The sequence below is a fragment of the Pseudoalteromonas sp. BZA4 genome (assembly GCF_040104395.1).
Classification (GTDB): Bacteria; Pseudomonadota; Gammaproteobacteria; order Enterobacterales; family Alteromonadaceae; genus Pseudoalteromonas.
The window spans coordinates 93,451-111,445 of sequence record NZ_JBECOT010000007.1; the positions used below are offsets into that span (position 1 = coordinate 93,451).

Annotated in this window: 16 protein-coding genes; 9 read left to right on the top strand and 7 right to left on the bottom strand. The window is 40.9% G+C overall.

Annotated features, from left to right (window positions below; translation table 11 throughout):
• Positions 1-142 precede the first annotated feature (142 nt).
• From lpdA to pdhR, 4 genes are all read right to left on the bottom strand, one after another.
• On the bottom strand, positions 143-1,567 hold the full coding sequence (lpdA, locus tag ABMY41_RS04930; RefSeq protein ID WP_054562783.1) for a dihydrolipoyl dehydrogenase: 1,425 nt from the start codon (positions 1,565-1,567) through the stop codon (positions 143-145).
• A gap of 188 nt (positions 1,568-1,755) precedes the next feature.
• Positions 1,756-3,675, bottom strand: coding sequence for a pyruvate dehydrogenase complex dihydrolipoyllysine-residue acetyltransferase (gene aceF, locus ABMY41_RS04935; RefSeq protein ID WP_349274267.1), 1,920 nt, complete (start codon positions 3,673-3,675; stop codon positions 1,756-1,758).
• 9 nt (positions 3,676-3,684) lie between these two features.
• Entirely contained in the window at positions 3,685-6,351 is a 2,667-nt protein-coding gene (gene aceE / locus ABMY41_RS04940) for a pyruvate dehydrogenase (acetyl-transferring), homodimeric type (protein WP_062566172.1), read from the bottom strand.
• An 84-nt stretch (positions 6,352-6,435) separates the two neighbouring features.
• A complete protein-coding gene (pdhR, locus tag ABMY41_RS04945) occupies positions 6,436-7,185 on the bottom strand; it encodes a pyruvate dehydrogenase complex transcriptional repressor PdhR (RefSeq protein ID WP_036965924.1) in 750 nt (249 codons plus the stop codon).
• A 382-nt stretch (positions 7,186-7,567) separates the two neighbouring features.
• Here pdhR and ABMY41_RS04950 point away from each other — a divergent pair, with 382 nt between their 5' ends.
• On the top strand, positions 7,568-8,020 hold the full coding sequence (locus ABMY41_RS04950) for a transposase (protein WP_289097399.1): 453 nt from the start codon (positions 7,568-7,570) through the stop codon (positions 8,018-8,020).
• 61 nt (positions 8,021-8,081) lie between these two features.
• Here ABMY41_RS04950 and ampE read toward each other — a convergent pair whose 3' ends face one another.
• The gene (gene ampE / locus ABMY41_RS04955) at positions 8,082-8,933 is read right to left on the bottom strand and encodes a beta-lactamase regulator AmpE (protein WP_349274270.1); all 852 of its coding nucleotides are present in this window, start codon (positions 8,931-8,933) and stop codon (positions 8,082-8,084) included.
• Positions 8,934-8,954: 21 nt separating this feature from the next.
• Positions 8,955-9,497 (bottom strand): 1,6-anhydro-N-acetylmuramyl-L-alanine amidase AmpD, encoded by a 543-nt coding sequence (gene ampD / locus ABMY41_RS04960; RefSeq protein WP_349274272.1) that lies wholly within the window; start codon positions 9,495-9,497, stop codon positions 8,955-8,957.
• 187 nt (positions 9,498-9,684) lie between these two features.
• Here ampD and nadC point away from each other — a divergent pair, with 187 nt between their 5' ends.
• The 7 genes from nadC to yacG all read left to right on the top strand — a co-directional run bounded on the left by nadC (position 9,685) and on the right by yacG (position 16,549).
• Positions 9,685-10,533 carry a carboxylating nicotinate-nucleotide diphosphorylase gene (gene nadC, locus ABMY41_RS04965; RefSeq protein WP_138619066.1) on the top strand — a complete coding sequence of 283 codons (849 nt, stop codon included), beginning with the start codon at positions 9,685-9,687 and terminating at the stop codon, positions 10,531-10,533.
• 474 nt (positions 10,534-11,007) lie between these two features.
• A complete protein-coding gene (locus tag ABMY41_RS04970) occupies positions 11,008-11,454 on the top strand; it encodes a pilin (protein ID WP_349274274.1) in 447 nt (148 codons plus the stop codon).
• Positions 11,455-11,512: 58 nt separating this feature from the next.
• Positions 11,513-12,742 (top strand): type II secretion system F family protein, encoded by a 1,230-nt coding sequence (locus ABMY41_RS04975; protein ID WP_349274276.1) that lies wholly within the window; start codon positions 11,513-11,515, stop codon positions 12,740-12,742.
• Positions 12,743-12,872: 130 nt separating this feature from the next.
• Positions 12,873-13,769 carry an A24 family peptidase gene (locus ABMY41_RS04980; protein ID WP_349274277.1) on the top strand — a complete coding sequence of 299 codons (897 nt, stop codon included), beginning with the start codon at positions 12,873-12,875 and terminating at the stop codon, positions 13,767-13,769.
• Between the two features lie 2 nt (positions 13,770-13,771).
• Positions 13,772-14,368 carry a dephospho-CoA kinase gene (gene coaE / locus ABMY41_RS04985; protein WP_349274278.1) on the top strand — a complete coding sequence of 199 codons (597 nt, stop codon included), beginning with the start codon at positions 13,772-13,774 and terminating at the stop codon, positions 14,366-14,368.
• Positions 14,369-14,565: 197 nt separating this feature from the next.
• Entirely contained in the window at positions 14,566-16,242 is a 1,677-nt protein-coding gene (gene pilB / locus ABMY41_RS04990; protein ID WP_349274279.1) for a type IV-A pilus assembly ATPase PilB, read from the top strand.
• A gap of 73 nt (positions 16,243-16,315) precedes the next feature.
• On the top strand, positions 16,316-16,549 hold the full coding sequence (gene yacG, locus ABMY41_RS04995) for a DNA gyrase inhibitor YacG (protein ID WP_054562797.1): 234 nt from the start codon (positions 16,316-16,318) through the stop codon (positions 16,547-16,549).
• Positions 16,550-16,605: 56 nt separating this feature from the next.
• Here the strand turns inward: yacG and ABMY41_RS05000 are convergent, their stop codons facing one another.
• Positions 16,606-17,133, bottom strand: coding sequence for a Spy/CpxP family protein refolding chaperone (locus ABMY41_RS05000; RefSeq protein WP_349274280.1), 528 nt, complete (start codon positions 17,131-17,133; stop codon positions 16,606-16,608).
• A gap of 171 nt (positions 17,134-17,304) precedes the next feature.
• Between ABMY41_RS05000 and ABMY41_RS05005 the strand changes: the two genes are divergently transcribed.
• The gene (locus tag ABMY41_RS05005; RefSeq protein WP_175078501.1) at positions 17,305-17,994 is read left to right on the top strand and encodes a response regulator; all 690 of its coding nucleotides are present in this window, start codon (positions 17,305-17,307) and stop codon (positions 17,992-17,994) included.
• The last annotated feature ends 1 nt before the right edge of the window (position 17,995 follow it).

Consider the following 17,995-nt stretch of genomic DNA (forward strand, 5'->3'; position numbering starts at 1 on the left):
TTGTAGCTAAAAATATGGGGAATAGATATTGATCTAAGTATTAAGCTGCAAGCTATAAGCAGCTAGATCTTAAAGCTTATAGTTAAAAAAAAACAAAAAACCCAGCAGGAGCTGGGTTTTTAAAACGATTAGTCAAAAGAACTTACTTCTTTTTAACTGCTTTTTTGTTTGGAAGGTCAGTGATTGAACCTTCGAAGATTTCAGCAGCTAGACCGATTGATTCGTTTAATGTTGGGTGAGCGTGAATAGTTAACGCTAGGTCTTCACCGTCTGCGCCCATTTCAACTGCTAAGCCGATTTCACCTAGCATTTCACCTGCGTTGATACCAACCATAGCACCACCGATAACGCGACCTGAGTCTTTATCGAAGATTAGCTTAGTTTGACCTTCAGTACGTGCTGAAGCGATTGCACGACCAGAAGCAGCCCAAGGGAATACAGCAGTTTCGATGCTTAAGCCTTGCTCTTTAGCTTCTTTCTCAGTTACACCAACCCATGCGATTTCTGGATCTGTGTATGCGATTGAAGGAATGCACTTAGGATCAAAGAAGTGTTTCTGACCAGAGATAACTTCTGCAGCAACGTGAGCTTCGTGAACCGCTTTGTGCGCAAGCATTGGTTGACCAACGATATCACCGATAGCGAAGATGTGATCAACGTTTGTTTTAAGTTGCTTATCAACATTGATGAAACCACGCTCATCAACGTTAACGCCTGCTTTATCAGCGTCAAGTAACTTACCGTTAGGTGTACGACCAACAGCAACAAGTACTTTGTCGTAACGTACTGCGTCAGCTGGTGCGTTTTTACCTTCGAATGAAACGTATAGACCATCTTCTTTCGCTTCAACGCCAACAACTTTAGTAGAAAGCATTACGTTGAACTTGTTCTTAACGTATTTTTGGTAGATCTTGATAACGTCTTTATCAGCTGCTGGTACTAATTGATCAGCAAACTCAACTACGTCGATTTCAGAACCTAGTGCACGGTATACAGTACCCATCTCAAGACCGATGATACCACCACCTAAAACAAGTAGTTTCTCAGGAACGTCTTTAAGCTCTAGCGCACCTGTTGAGTCAATTACACGGTCATCTTCAGGGATGAAAGGTAAGTTAACAGGTTGAGAACCCGCTGCAATAATAGCATTGTCAAAAGTGATTGTTGTTGTACCGTCTTCACCTTCAACAGCAAGTGTGTTGCTGCCAGTGAATTTACCGTAGCCGCTAACTACTTTCACTTTACGCATTTTAGCCATGCCGTCTAGGCCGCCAGTTAGTTGACCGATTACAGACTCTTTCCAATCACGGATTTTGTCTAAGTCGATTTCAGGCTTGCCAAAAGTAACGCCGTGAGATGACATTTCAGCTGCGTCATCAATCACTTTAGCTACGTGTAAAAGTGCTTTTGAAGGGATACAACCCACATTTAGACATACACCGCCTAATGTGTTGCGAGATTCTACCAGTGTAACTTCTAAGCCCAAGTCAGCAGCACGGAAAGCCGCAGAATAACCACCAGGACCACCGCCTAGTACAACAACTTGAGTTTTTAATTCGTTGCTCATGCTATTACCTTAAATGTTTGAACGGGACACTGCCCCTAAGTTTAACTGCCATGTTTCTGCAAGGCAGAAAGGGAGAGCAGATATCTATACCAAGATTGTTCTATGGCAAAGATTGTATCATTGCCAATGGTAAAAATCCCAGCAAAAAACAACTTGCTGGGATTTGATTCTTATAATTTACGAGACGATTACATCACTAGTTGACGAATATCGCTCATGTAGCTTGCTAGCGTCACAGTAAAGCGTGCTGCTAGGGCACCGTCAATAACCCTATGGTCGTATGACATTGATAATGGAACCATTAATTTAGGTTCAAACTCTTTGCCATTCCACTTAGGTTTCATTTCTGACTTAGATACACCCAAGATAGCAACTTCTGGCGCATTCACAATTGGTGTGAACGCTGTACCACCGATACCACCAAGGCTTGAGATTGTGAAACAACCGCCTTGCATATCAGATGACGTTAGCTTGCCTTCACGTGCTTTCTTAGAAATATCCATTAACTCACGAGAAAGTTCAATGATACCTTTCTTATCAACATCTTTGAACACTGGAACAACTAGACCATTTGGCGTATCAACTGCAACACCAATGTTGATGTATTTCTTCAAGATTAAGCTTTCGCCGTCTTCAGACAGTGAAGAGTTAAACGTTGGGAATTCAGCCAATGCTTTCGCCGCTGCTTTCATCACAAATACAAGTGGTGTGATTTTAACACCCAGCTTTTTCTTCTCAGCAAGCGCATTTTGCTCTTTGCGGAATGCTTCAAGGCTTGTGATATCAGCTTCGTCAAACTGTGTAACATGCGGGATTTGCACCCAGTTACGGTGTAAGTTAGCACCTGATAGCTTCTGGATACGAGAAAGTTTCTTCTCTTCAATTTCACCAAACTTAGCAAAATCAACCTTAGGCCAAGGGATAAGACCTAACTCACCGCCACCGGCATTACCTTTACCTGCAGATAGCTGACCTGACTCAACTTTCTTCACAAGGTCTTTCACGTAGTTTTGTACGTCTTCTTTCACAACACGATTCTTACGACCCGTGCCTTTTACGTTTGCTAGGTTAATACCAAACTCACGCGCTAAACGACGAACAACTGGTGATGCATGTGCATACGCTTTGTTATCTGCAAAACCTTCGCTGCTTGCAGGTGCTGATGCAGGCTTTTCAGCCGCAGGCGCTGTTGCTGCAGGAGCAGGCGCTGTTGCTGCAGGAGCAGGCGCTGCTTCAGCTTTTGCAGGAGCAGGAGCCGCTGCAGCTGGTGCACTACCCGCTACTTCAAATACAAAGATAAGTGAGCCAGTTGATACTTTATCCCCAGCAGCTACTTTGATTTCTTTAACAGTACCGGCAAATGGTGCTGGTACTTCCATTGATGCTTTATCGCCTTCAACGTTTAAGATTGATTGATCTTCTTCAACCTTATCGCCAACAGCAACCATCACTTCGGTTACTTCAACTTCGTCACCACCGATATCAGGCACGTTAACTTCTTTAGTGCTTGATGCCGCTGCTGCCGGAGCAGCTTCAGTTGGTGCTGATTCTGCAGCTGGCGCTTCTGAACCGCTTGAAGCTGTTTCAAAAACGAAGATTAGAGAGCCCGTTTTCACTTTATCGCCAGTCGCGATTTTGATCTCTTTAACCGTACCCGCAATTGGAGCAGGTACTTCCATTGATGCTTTATCGCCTTCAACGCTTAATAAAGATTGCTCTTCTTCAACCGTGTCACCTACCGCAACCATGATTTCAGTTACTTCAACTTCATCATCGCCGATATCTGGCACAGTTACTTCCTGTGTAGCAGAAGCTGCAGGCGCAGCTGCTGGAGCTGGCGCTTCTTCTTTAGCCTCTGCAGGAGCCGCAGCTTGTTCTTCACCTTCGAAGATCATGATAAGTGAACCAGTAGTTACCGTATCACCTTCAGCTACTTTAATTTCTTTAACTGTACCTGCTTGTGCAGCAGGTACTTCCATTGATGCTTTGTCGCCTTCAACCGTTAATAACGATTGGTCAACCTCAACCTTATCACCAACGCTAACAAGGATTTCGGTTACTTCAACTTCATCGCCACCGATATCTGGTACATTAATTTCAATACTCATTGGAACCTCTTATGCGTATAGCGGGTTAACTTTGTTTGTGTCGATGTCGAATTTCTTGATTGCTTCAACAACTACTGACTTCTCAACTTCACCACGTTTAGCAAGCTCAGATAGTGTTGCAACCACAACATAACCAGCATTCACTTCGAAGTGACGACGTAAGTTTTCACGGCTATCAGAACGACCGTAACCATCAGTACCTAACACTTTGTAGTTACTGCTTGGTACGAATGAACGAACTTGTTCTGCGTAGTTCTTCATGTAGTCTGTTGCTGCAACAGTCACGGCATCTGTTAATGCGTTCGTGATGTAAGCAGTCTTTTGCTCTGCTTCAGGGTTAAGCATGTTGAAACGCTCAGCGTCTTGACCGTCACGAGTTAACTCGTTGAATGATGTTACAGAGAATACATCTGAACCAATACCATACTCTTCGCTCAGGATTTGTGCCGCTTTACGCACTTCAATCATGATAGTACCTGAACCTAGTAACTGTACTTTCGCTTTATCGCCAGCCACAGTTTCAAGTTTGTAGATACCTTTACGAATACCTTCTTCAGCGCCTTCTGGCATTGCTGGTTGATGGTAGTTTTCGTTCATTAGCGTTAGGTAATAGAACACGTTTTCTTGGTCTTCACCGTACATGCGACGGATACCGTCTTGCATGATTACCGCTACTTCGTATGCGAATGTCGGATCATAAGAAATACAGTTAGGAACCGTGTTAGCAAGAATGTGGCTGTGACCATCTTCATGCTGTAAACCTTCACCGTTTAGTGTAGTACGACCTGCCGTAGCACCTAGTAAGAAACCACGTGCTTGTTGGTCACCGGCCATCCATGCCATATCACCTACACGTTGGAAACCAAACATTGAGTAGTAGATGTAGAATGGGATCATTGGTAAATCGTTAGTGCTGTATGATGTTGCAGCAGCAACCCATGATGACATTGCACCTAACTCGTTGATACCTTCTTGTAGTACCTGACCTGATGTTGCTTCTTTATAGTAAGAAACGATGTCACGGTCTTGTGGCGTGTAGTTTTGGCCATGCGGGTTATAAATACCGATTTGACGGAATAAACCTTCCATACCAAATGTACGCGCTTCATCAGCAATGATAGGAACGATGTTTTTACCAATGCCTTTGTCTTTTAGTAATACGTTAAGTGCACGTACAAAGCCCATTGTTGTAGAGATGTCACGTTTTTGCTCTTCAAGTAGTGGCTTGAACGCGTCAACTTCTGGCAATGTTAAGCTTTCAGAAAACTTAGGAATACGCTTAGGTGTGTAACCTTGTAGCGCTTCACGTCGAGCGTGAAGATACTTGTACTCTTCAGAGCCTTCTTCAAGAGTAAGATATGGCAAGTCTTTAATTTCTTCATCAGAAACTAAATCTTGTAGACCTAAACGTGAACGTAGGTGCTCAACGTGGGTCATGTCCATTTTCTTAACTTGGTGCGCGATGTTTTTACCTTCAGCCGCTTCACCCATGCCGTAACCTTTTACAGTTTTAGCTAGGATCACAGTTGGACGGTCTTTGGTTTCTTCCGCTTTTTTGAATGCAGCGTAAAGTTTTGATGGCTCATGACCACCACGCTTAAGTGCGAAGATTTCTTCATCAGTCATATCAGCAACAAGTGCTGCTGTTTCTGGGTAACGACCGAAGAAGTGCTCACGAACATATGCACCGTCTTTTGCTTTATATGTTTGGTAATCACCGTCAATCGTTTCGTTCATTAACTGCAGTAATTTACCTGATGTATCTTTAGCAAGTAGGATATCCCAACCACTACCCCATACAACTTTAATCACGTTCCAGCCTGCACCTTTGAATAGACCTTCAAGCTCTTGAATGATCTTACCATTACCCATAACTGGGCCATCTAAACGCTGTAAGTTACAGTTGATTAGGTAACATAGGTTATCTAGCTTCTCACGTGCAGCGAATGAGATTGCACCACGTGATTCTGGCTCATCCATTTCACCATCGCCTAAGAAAGCGTATACACGTTGGTTTTTAGTGTCTTTTAAGCCACGACCGTCTAGGTATTTTAAGAAACGAGCTTGGTAGATTGATGCAATTGGACCAAGACCCATAGATACCGTAGGGAACTGCCAGAATTCAGGCATTAACTTAGGGTGTGGGTATGAAGGAAGACCTTTACCATCAACTTCTTGACGAAAGTTGTCAAGCTGCTCAGCTGTTAAACGACCTTCAACAAATGCACGTGCATAGATACCTGGAGAAATGTGACCTTGGTAATAAACTAAATCACCACCATCTACATCGTTTGGTGCTTTGAAGAAGTGGTTAAAACATACTTCATAGAATGCAGCTGAAGACTGGTAAGAAGCCATATGGCCGCCTAAGTCTAGATCTTTTTTCGACGCGCGTAATACGATCATGATCGCATTCCAACGAATGATTGAACGAATACGACGTTCAATGTTTACGTCACCTGGATAAGCAGGTTCTTGATCTACCGGAATGGTATTAACGTAGTTAGTGGTTGTGCCAGTAGGCATATCAACACCGTCTAAACGGGCTTGCTCTAACACTTGCTCAAGTAAGAATTGAGCACGTTCAACACCTTCTTCACGCACAACAGACTCAAGGGCTTGTAACCACTCTTGTGTTTCTAGCGCGTCTACGTCAATTTTATTGACTTCAGACATATGGAGGTTTCCTTATGTTTAAAATACTAATTATTTTAATAAATCTTAAATTAAGTAGTTAACTAAACTTAGCTAATCACTTGCTTAATGTTGTTTGGTGCGTCTTAAACTACGTTCAATCCGCGAATGCTCTTTGCCAGCCTCAAGTAAGGCTTCTTCGATAAAGGCTAAGTGAGCATTACTAGCAAGACGTGCTTGCTCTGGGTTTCCTTCAATAACCGCATCCATCAACAGTCGTCTATGTTCTGCGAGCTGCTGGCTGATCTGTGGTTTTTTTAACAGTACAGTTAAATTCTGCAATACATTTTGCTCTAGCAAGGCCTGCATACCACGTACTAAATGTAGCAGTACAACGTTATGAGACGCTTCTGCCACACTAAAATGGAATGCATTAATTGCTTTTGCTTTTTGCACAATGTCGTCATTAACGAGCGCAATGTTGTCAAAGCTTTGTTTTACTTTTTTGAAGTCATTCGTTGTGCCACGCATAGCTGCATAATATGCTGCGATTCCTTCAAGGGCATGACGAAATTCGAGTAAATCAAATTGTGACTCTGGATGCTTACTAATCAAATCAAAAAGCGGATCAGTGAGCCCCTCTTCAAGCTGATTTTTTACGAACGTTCCACCACCTTGGCGACGCGTTACTAACCCCTTGGCTTCTAGCTTTTGAATCGCCTCACGCAGTGAAGGTCGCGATACTTCAAATTGTTTCGCTAATTCACGTTCAGGAGGCAGTTTTTCGCCTGGCGCTAACGACCCCTCAAGAATCATATTCTCAAGTTGTTGTAAAATAACATCAGATAATTTTGCTGCTTTAATCTTTAAAGACATTTATTAACGTCCGCATTGTTATGCGCTAACCCCATAAATATCGGGTATTTAGCCTTGTGCTTTGACCAAAAAGGTAAATTGGTCATACCAAATTTGTCGCATACGTTATCAAAAACCCGTATTTCTGTCAATTTCACTACGTTCAGCGCCTAGTTACACCCTAACGTAATTCGTCTAAAGATTAAACAGTATGGATTAAAGTGGCTTTTTCTGAAGGAAAAAACAATAAAAAATAAATGGTCAGACCAGATTGACAGACAAAGCTATTAGAGGTCAGGTTTTAGATGTTAGTTGAATTGAGTTGCTTTGTAGCAGCGGGTTTACCCCGCGACAAAAGCTCACAATAATCTACACTATAAATTTAAGATGCTAAGGAAGGCATATGTACAGCACATATCGATTAAGAAAAGGCAGAGTTTCAAAAGCTAACCATTATTATGCTATTACACTTGTATGCCACAGCCGTAAAAACTACTTCAATAACCTATTTATAAATCGCCAAATAATTCGTGAAATGCAAAATGTAGAACAAGAAAATCTTCTCATTTCAAACACCTTCGTCGTAATGCCAAACCACCTTCATTGGTTATTTCAACTATCAAACATACTCTCACTCAGTGAAGTAGTTAGAATATTCAAAGGTAGAACAGCGGCTCTATTTAGAAAACATTTCAAACAACGACTTTGGCAAAAAGGGTTTTATGATCACCAAATTCGTAATGAAGAAGACTTAGTAACAAATGCAAGATATATAGTTGCGAACCCTTTAAGAGCCGGGATTATAAGCAATCTAGCTGATTACCCATATTGGGATAGCATATATGTAAAACCGTAGCAGCGGGTTTACCCCGCGACAAAACTCGTACACACCTATAAGATATAAAATCGCGCCTACGCTAAGCCAAACCACCAAATAAGGTAAGCGCTGCGATGATCACTAAAAAGAACAATACATTTCGTTTTACAAGCTTCATCATGCAAGTGGCTTCATAAGTACAGCCAAAATGTTGCTGCTCAATTTGCTCAGCAGCAAGTGCGGTTTGTGTAACAACTTTTCGGTTACTCACTGAAAAGTCGAGCACATACTTCAGCCAACAACTAGTGCCTTTATTAAAGTTACCAATCACTAAATAACCAAAGCTTGCAACCCGAGCTGGTAACCAATCGAGCCAAAACAGTAAGCTATGGATCAGTTTAAAACGTTTAGCGTAAGCCACTTGATGGTCGTCTCTGACTTTATCAGCAAAGGTTCGAACTAGCGCATAAAGAACCGCGCCAGGTACACCTAAAACCACAAACCAAAAAATAACTGCACAGTAAAAGCGAAAATTTAGCCAAGCTAAAGTTTGGCCAAAAGTCTCACCTTGAGGCTCATCTTCTGTTTTCTTTTGCCCCATTTGTAATGCATATAAGGTCGCTGCCTCTTGATCGTTGCGTGTTAAGGCATTTAAGTAAGACTTATATAAAGCACGTTGTTTAGCACAGCCAAAACAAACCAGCAGCACAGCAACATTCACTGCCAGCTGCCAAATAATAAAATCAGAGAGTTGATAAACTAAACCTGCGGCAACGACAGGCAACATTAACCAAATCAAAAAGCCAATTGGCGAATTAAATAAGCCTTTTTCTGAGAGTTGTTTTTGCGAGTGTTTAAGATATCTATTGGCATAAAAACCGATTTGCCAATAATCTGCTCGAGCTCCTAAACGCTCAATCACCAAAGCAATAATTATTGAAATTAAGATCATGCCTTTACCTATATCCTTTAACTAAAACACTAAATCAAAATAGTATTGCCAATCAAAACTCACACCAGGGTCAGTTTTTCTGCCCGGTGCAATATCACAATGGCCAACAATGCGCGAACGGTTTATCTCAGGGTACTTTGCCATCAACGCCTTAGTCACTAAGTGTAATGCATTATATTGGGCTTGGGTATACGCTTTGGTGTCTGTACCTTCAAGCTCAATGCCCACGCTAAAATCATTACAGCGCTCTCTGCCTTCAAACGTTGAGATACCAGCATGCCAAGCTCGTTTTTCAAAAGGCACGTACTGAATAATTTCACCGGTACGACGAATAAAGCAATGTGCAGACACTCTTAAGCCTTTTAAATCAGCAAAGCTTTCATGCGCCGTACAATCAATTGCCCCCATGAACAAATCATCAACATAAGGCGTTGCGAACTGCCCTGCTGGCAATGAAATATTATGAATAACAAGTAATGACACCTCGCCTTCTGGGCGTTCATCGTAATGTGTACAGGGCCTTTGTAACACATTGTTTAATTGACCCAATTCATTTATATGCATATTAAAAACTAACGATGACAATAAAGTTAAATAGTGTAAAGGGTTAAAATCTCAGGGTCTAGTTGCTTTGATTCAATCACTTAAAGTAACAGTGGGGATACTTTACTGTAGCCAATCTTTGTCTTCTATTGAGGGGTTAAACATAGTAAAATTTCGCCAATTTATTAATAAACAATGAGCTTTCGACATGTCAGTCCCACACACATTAATTAGCCAACTGGTAAAACTTGCCCTTGATGAAGATTTAAATTACCAAAGCGCAAATGACGGTGATATTACCGCGCAACTAATTCCAGAAAACGAGCTAGCCAATGCCAAGGTAATTACCCGTGAAGACTGCGTATTTTGTGGTAAAGACATTATTTTAGAAGTTTTTAACCAAGTCGATCCTACAGTAAACGTTGAAGTACTTGTAAATGATGGCGACAAAGTAGCAGCCAATAGCACGCTCTTCACCGCATCAGGCTCAGCTCGCGCAATTTTAACTGCTGAGCGCACTGCCCTTAATTTTGTACAAACACTCTCAGGTACAGCAACAACAACCGCTCATTATGTAAAAGAGCTTGAGGGTACAACGACGCAGCTACTCGATACGCGTAAAACAATTCCTGGCTTACGTGCGCTACAAAAATACGCTGTAAAATGTGGTGGCGGTGCGAATCATCGCATCGGTTTGTTTGATGCGTTTTTAATTAAAGAAAACCACATCGCTGCCTGTGGCGGTATTGATAAAGCAGTAGCTCAAGCAAAAATCAATCACCCTACAAAACCAGTTGAGGTTGAGGTGGAGTCACTTGATGAGCTTGAGCAAGCAATCACAGCAGGTGCTGATATCATCATGCTTGATAACTTTACAGTCGAACAAATTCAACAAGCAGTCGTGTTGACAGACAAGCGAGCAAAGCTCGAAGTATCTGGCAACATGACACTCGAAACCTTAAAAGCCTATTCACAGGCCGGTGTTGACTTTATTTCAAGTGGCGCACTTACAAAAAATTTACAATCAATCGATCTTTCAATGCGTTTTAGTGCTTAAAAATAGCTAGCCACGTATTTAATGCTTACCTAATCCGTTGACAACGAAATAAAAAAAGCATTAAATACGTACAAAGCTTGTAATAGTAACAAAAAACAAACATTTATACGGTAAAATATCACTCTTTAGTATGTCTGCACCCTAGGCTCTTACACACATAGTATTAGCAAGGATGCCATATCAAACAGTACAATAATTGAATTAGCTTGACCTGTCTCAAACTAAAGTAGAAAAGTTCTGAAAAAACCTCTAGCTAACAGGAAAATAGCTTTCAAAATCATTGAATAATGCTAAAGTTAATTAATGTTTTCAGAACATAGGAAGTTCTAAGAGTTTTATGTTATCAATCTAGCTTTATTTAAAGAAGTTTTAATTAAAACTGTAAGATTTTTCCTGTAAATTGAGCCTTGGTTTTACAACGCTGAAGTTATAGCTAAACTTACAAAATCATCATATCCTTTAGGAGAGGAACAAATGACAAAACAAAACCAACAGGGTTTCACCCTAATTGAATTAATGATTGTAGTTGCAATCATCGGTATCTTGGCAGCAATTGCGTTACCTGCTTATCAGGATTATACGGCTAGAGCACAAGCTTCAGAGGCAGCATCGTTAGCAGCAGGAGTAAAAACAACAATTGCAGAGTTTTATCAATCTAATGGAGAATACCCAGATGAAAACACAGCTCCTAATAACTCAGATTTAGCGGCTACAGGTACTTACAGTTCTATTGCTGTAGCAATTGGTACAGGTGTAATTACAGCAACAATGAATGGCTCAGGGGTAGCTGCAAATCTAAAAAATAAAAAGTTTGTTTACACGCCTGATTTATCAAATAATGCTTTTAAATGGACTTGTGTTCATAATTTAGCAGCTGGGGATGAAAGTATCGCACCAAAAGGATGCACAGCAAAAAAATAGATTTGCTTAATGCTTAACAAGGTAGCTGACTCAAGCTACCTTTCTAAAGAGTTTTTAAATGTCAAAACTATATGATAACCAAGACTTAGACTCTTTCATCTGGACCGGAGTTAACTCTCGAGGTAAAAAGCTAGAAGGAGAATTGAGTGGTTCAAGTATATCACTAGTCAAAGCACAACTTAGAAAGCAAGGTATAACACCTTATAAGGTAAAACGAAAACCTAAACCTCTTTTTGGCATAAAGACTGTACAAAAGATAACCCCTAAAGATATAGCCCTAATTACTCGCCAGATAGCCACAATGCTGATGGCAGGTGTGCCCTTAATACAATCTATCGAAATGATCGGCTCAGGCGCAAAGAATAAAAGCGTTGCTAAGTTAATGGAAAGCATAGGTGATGAGGTTAAAGCAGGCGTGCCTTTATCACAAAGCCTAAGAAAACATCCACGCTATTTTGATGATCTATATTGCGACCTAGTTGCTTCAGGTGAGCAGTCTGGCGCCCTTGATAAAATTTTTGACCGTGTTGCGCTTTATAAAGAAAAGGCTGAAGCTCTAAAATCAAAAATTAAAAAAGCCATGTTTTACCCCATTGCGGTTTTAGTCGTTGCTGTCATTGTTACATCTATTTTGCTTATTTTTGTAGTTCCACAGTTTAAAGACATCTTTTCGAGTTTTGGCGCCGAGCTGCCCGGCTTTACCTTAATGGTAATAGGTATTTCAGAATTTATGCAAGAATACTGGTGGATGATGCTTATTGCTATTATTACCGCAGGCTACGCTTATAAAGAAGCGTTACTTAAAAGCAAAAAACTCAGAGATGCCAACGATAGAGCTATATTAAAGCTACCTGTTATTGGCATGATTTTAAATAAAGCTGCGGTTGCTCGTTATGCTCGTACACTTTCTACTACCTTTGCTGCTGGTGTCCCCCTCGTTGATGCACTCGACTCAGCTGCGGGTGCTTCAGGTAATGCGGTGTATCGTTATGCGATTTTAGAAATCAAAGCCGAGGTCAGTTCTGGTAATTTAATGAACTGGGCGATGCGCAATACTAAAATATTCCCTGATATGGTGGTGCAGATGGTGGCCATAGGTGAAGAGTCGGGTTCACTCGATGGTATGCTTGCAAAAGTAGCGACTATTTATGAGCAAGAAGTTGATGATGCTGTAGACGGTTTATCTAGCCTTCTTGAGCCACTTATAATGGCAGTCTTAGGCGTACTCGTGGGTGGTTTAATTATTGCTATGTATTTACCAATTTTCCAACTTGGTTCAGTTGTTTAAAATATAAGCCGTAAGAAAAATGCTAGTTGATAACTTGCTACATAAAATAAATAATAAAAATAAATAATAAAAATAGTTCAACACAGCGAAATAATGTCGGCCTGTAAACGGCCTGAAGTTAGGTATTTTAATGGTAAATTTTTTTCTTGATATAACCACTGCGATGCAAAGTCAGCAGTGGTTTTATTTTTTGACTGTAGGCTTAGTAAGCCTGTGTATTGGTAGCTTTTTAAATGTGGTGATTTATCGTTTGCCACTGATGATGAAAAGAGAATGGCAAACTGAATGCCGTATTGTATTGACCGATGAGCTAAATTCAAAACAGCAAACAGAACAAGCCCCCTTTAATTTAATAAAACCTAATTCGACCTGCCCAAAATGCAAGGCTCCGATTAAAGCTTGGCAAAATATCCCTGTGCTAAGTTGGCTATTATTAAAAGGTCGCTGCGCAAATTGTCAATCACCAATATCTGTGCGCTACCCTATTGTAGAAATGCTTACAGCGGTTTTAAGTTTAGTTGTCGCCGCTGTTTTTGGCCCAACTAAGCTAGCTCTTCTTTATATATTGATTACTTGGTTTTTAGTTGCATTAACTTTTATCGATGTAGATCACATGTTATTGCCCGACCAACTCACTTTGCCACTCGTTTGGTTAGCGCTGATTGCTGCCACTATGGATATTACCATTGCACCGAGCGATGCCATTATCGGCGCAGCAGTTGGCTACCTGAGCTTATGGAGTGTCTATTGGTTATTCAAGCTTGCTACTGGTAAAGAAGGCATGGGTTATGGCGACTTTAAACTATTAGCCGTGTTTGGTGCACTACTTGGCTGGCAAGATATTTTAACTATCGTGCTGCTATCAAGTGTCGTCGGTGCCATCATCGGCATTGCGCAAATCATTATTCAAGGTAAAGACAAAACTACGCCAATCCCATTTGGGCCCTACCTTGCCATTGCCGGTTGGCTAACCTTGCTTTGGGGTGAGCAAATTCAAGCTTACTACTTTAATTATTTGGGCTACTGATTATGGCAAGCTGGATTTTAGGATTAACGGGTGGTATCGGCTCAGGGAAAAGTGCAATAAGCGCCATGTTTGAAGAGCTTGGCATTCAGGTGGTTGATGCCGATATCGTGGCTAGAGAGGTCGTTGAGCCAGGATCTGTTGGCCTTACAAAAATTACAGCACACTTTGGTGAGGAGATACTCACTACTGATGGCAGCCTTGATCGTGCAAAACTAAGAGCAATTATTTTTGCTGATGAATCACAAAAGCAATGGCTTAATAACTTATTGCACCCGCTTATTAGAGAATCAATGCTCGCTCAATTACAACAAGCCACCAGCCAGTATGTAATATTAGTTGCGCCTCTACTTTTTGAAAACGGCTTAGATCAATTCTGTGATCATACTCTATTGGTAGATGTTCCTGTTGAAGTGCAAATAACGAGAACCACAACTCGAGACAAGATCTCTGTTGAATTAGCTAAGCAAATCATCGCTTCACAAATGTCCAGAACAGATAAGCAACAAAAAGCGACAGATACAGTAGATAATAACCGCCTTCTTTCTGATGTAAAAATTGATGTACAAAAGTTGCATGAGAAATACCTAACTTTAATTTAACGATATTATTGATTTAAATACTTATTTTTGTAAAAAGCAGCCACAGAAAAACAATACCAAAGTACCAATTAACTAGCTAAACATTTGAGTTTATGGTTAATTTATTTTGCAATTTTTCCAAAATCAGACAAGACTGATGTAACCGATTTACTTTTTCTGTTAGATTGTGGCAAATAAAGGATCAAACTAGGTGCGCAATGAATATTAACTCACCGCTACTTCGAAAATTTATCACTCTAGGTCGCATTGATGCAGAGACCGTAAAATCAAAGCAGCGCGAATACAGCTCTACTGCGGAGCTAATTTCTAAAACATGTGGTATGGCTGGCCATGAACTCGCAGAGCAATGCACAGATCTTTTTCGTGTGCCTTATTTTGATATTAGAGACTTTGATGTAGCGAACATTAGCGAAGAACTAGTTAAAGACAAACTAATTCGTGAACACCACATTCTGCCTTTAGTAAAAAAAGGCCGTAAACTCTACATTGCCGCCTCTGATCCAACCGATTACGGAGCCTTTGAAAACTTTGAATTTAGTACTGGTCTTTCATGTGAAGTGGTCGTTGTTGATTACACGCAACTTGAAAACAAAATTGAGCAATTATTTGATGCTGCAGGAAGCTTGCATTTAAGTGAAAGCGAATTCAAAGAACTCGGGGATTTAGAGTCAGAAACTCCCCAAAATTTAGCACCAAAAGATGAAGATAAAGACGACGCTCCTATTATCGTTTACATCAATAAAATTTTGATGGACGCAATTAAAAAAGGGGCCTCGGATCTACACTTTGAGCCTTATGAACACCGTTACCGTGTACGTTTTCGTATCGATGGTATTTTGCATGAAATGGCAAGTCCGCCAAATAGCTTAGCGAGCCGTTTATCTGCGCGTATCAAGGTTATGTCACGACTAGACATAGCAGAAAAACGTAAACCTCAAGATGGCCGTATTAAGCTTAAAATTACTGAACGTAAAAGTATCGACTTCCGTGTCAGTACCTTGCCTACCCTTTGGGGCGAAAAAATCGTTATGCGTATTCTCGACTCATCAAGTGCTATGCTAGGTATCGATGTACTTGGTTATGAGCTAGAGCAGAAAAAACTCTACATGGACGCGCTTGAGCAGCCTCAAGGTATGATCTTAGTAACCGGTCCAACGGGCTCTGGTAAAACGGTATCACTTTATACAGGTTTGAATATTCTTAACCAGCCAGAGCGCAATATCAGTACTGCCGAGGATCCAGTAGAGATCAACCTTGAAGGGATTAACCAAGTACAAATTAATCCAAAGGCAGACATGACCTTTGCCAATGCATTAAAGGCTTTCTTACGACAAGATCCCGATGTAGTAATGGTTGGTGAGATCCGTGACCTTGAAACCGCTGAAATTGCAATAAAAGCGGCGCAAACAGGTCACTTGGTATTATCGACTCTGCATACAAACTCAGCGCCAGAAACTCTTACTCGTCTTTTAAATATGGGTGTTCCTGCTTATAACGTAGCAAGTTCTATCAGCCTTATTATTGCGCAGCGTTTAGCAAGACGGCTTTGCCCTAAGTGTAAAACACCAGAAAAACTACCTGATGAAGAATTGATTCGCCAAGGTTTTGATAAAGACAAGCTCAATGAGGTTCAGTTATTTGCACCAAAAGGATGCGACAGCTGTACTGAAGGGTATAAAGGTCGAGTAGGTATTTACGAAGTAATGCAAATTACCCCTGAAATAGCGCAAATTATTATGCGTGGTGGTAACTCACTCGAAATCGCTGAAGTATCTCTGCGATCAGGCTTTAATGATCTGCGTTTATCTGGCCTGAAAAAAGCCGCTGATGGTGTTACCTCTTTGGCAGAAATAAACCGAGTAACGAGTTTCTAAACAAATTCGTTACTGGATTATCAGCTTACTGTTCAGTAAGATCTGACAAAAGTGCTTATTTGAGAGTTATTCAATGCCAACAGTTGTAAACTGCCCAACATGCAAAGCCAAAGTTGAATGGTCAGAGCAAAGCCCGCATCGTCCATTTTGCTCAAAACGCTGCCAGCTAATTGATTTAGGCGAGTGGTCGTTTGAAAACAATAAAATTTCTAGCCCAATTAGCAATGCTAATGATTTGAGCCAAGATATGATTGAAGATATCGAAGCAATGCTGGCTAAAAATGATGATTCATTCTTTAAAGAATAAAGCATCAAATACAAAAAATGCGGCAATTGCCGCATTTTTAAAATAACCTATCACTTTTAACCTTCTGAACGCCCACCTTTACGCTCGCCGCGTGGACCATGGTGGCCCTTTTTGTGACCTTTTTTACGCAGGTGCTTTTTAATCTCTTGATAGCTATCGCGCTGTTCAGCATTTAAAACCTGCCAAATCGCATGGTCAGATTTCATTTTTAGCATGGCAAACTGCTGGCCTTTTTCTTGGCGTGCTTTAATCAGCTCTAATGCGGCATTTTCGTCAAATGCTTTTGTTGCTAATAACGCATCCATTTTCTCTTTGTGTGCAGCACGAGCGGCTTTCATTACATCTTTATCGCCACGCAGTGCTGCAAATTGTGTTTTCTGCTCGGCAAAAATTGCTTTAAGTTGCGTTTGCTGCTCTTCGGTAAGTTGTAATTTATCAATACCACGCTCAGAAAGTAAAAAACGAGCCTGAGGGTTCATACCACGGTTAAAGTCTCCTTTCGCCATTGCTGAAGTAGCACCTACACTGGCTGCTGCTAAACCACAAACAAGTACGAATTTAGAAAGCTTATTTGAAATAGTCATAATCATTACCTTTTGTTGGGTTGTGCTCTGTTGTCGTTTCCGACTGATGGGTTAACTATAACTAATGCAATGCAAAGGAACGCAAGCCAGTGTAAAGGTTGTGTAAAGATTCACTTTTACACAATTTACTGAGTAAAATAACCTTAAAGAAATAAATAGCTAGGTGTCAGAATGAAACTATTAATGATCGACGACGATACAGGATTGTGCGAATTACTCAGCGAGTACTTGTCAGCACAAGGTTTTACAGTAGAGTGTGTTCATGATGGCGCTGAAGGCCTAAAGCAAGCTATTAAGCATAACTATGAGCTAATATTGCTTGATGTGATGTTACCCTCTATGGATGGCTTCGATGTGCTAAAGCAATTAAGACAACATAAGCTCACACCGGTGATCATGTTAACTGCGAAAGGCGAAGATTTTGATCGTATCTTTGGTTTAGAGCTAGGCGCAGATGATTATATTCCTAAGCCATTTAATCACAGAGAGCTACTAGCTCGCGTTAAAGCAATTACTCGTCGCATCGAACATATCAATAGCTTATCGAGCCAACAGACCAGCTCATTGAGTGTTAACAGCATCAATGTTAATTTCGCAACACGAGAAGCTTCTGTTAATGACAATGTACTTAGCCTAACCGGCACTGAGTATGAGATCCTTGCCATGCTAGTGCAACATGCCGGAGAAGTGATCAGCAAAGAGCAAATAAGTGAACAAGTATTAGGTAGACGCCTTGCACCTTTTGACCGCTCAATCGATATGCATGTCAGCAACATCCGTAAAAAAATTGCAGAGCATGTTAGTAATGAACGGATCAAAACCATGCGTGGCAGTGGTTATGTATTAATACAAGGCGAATAAT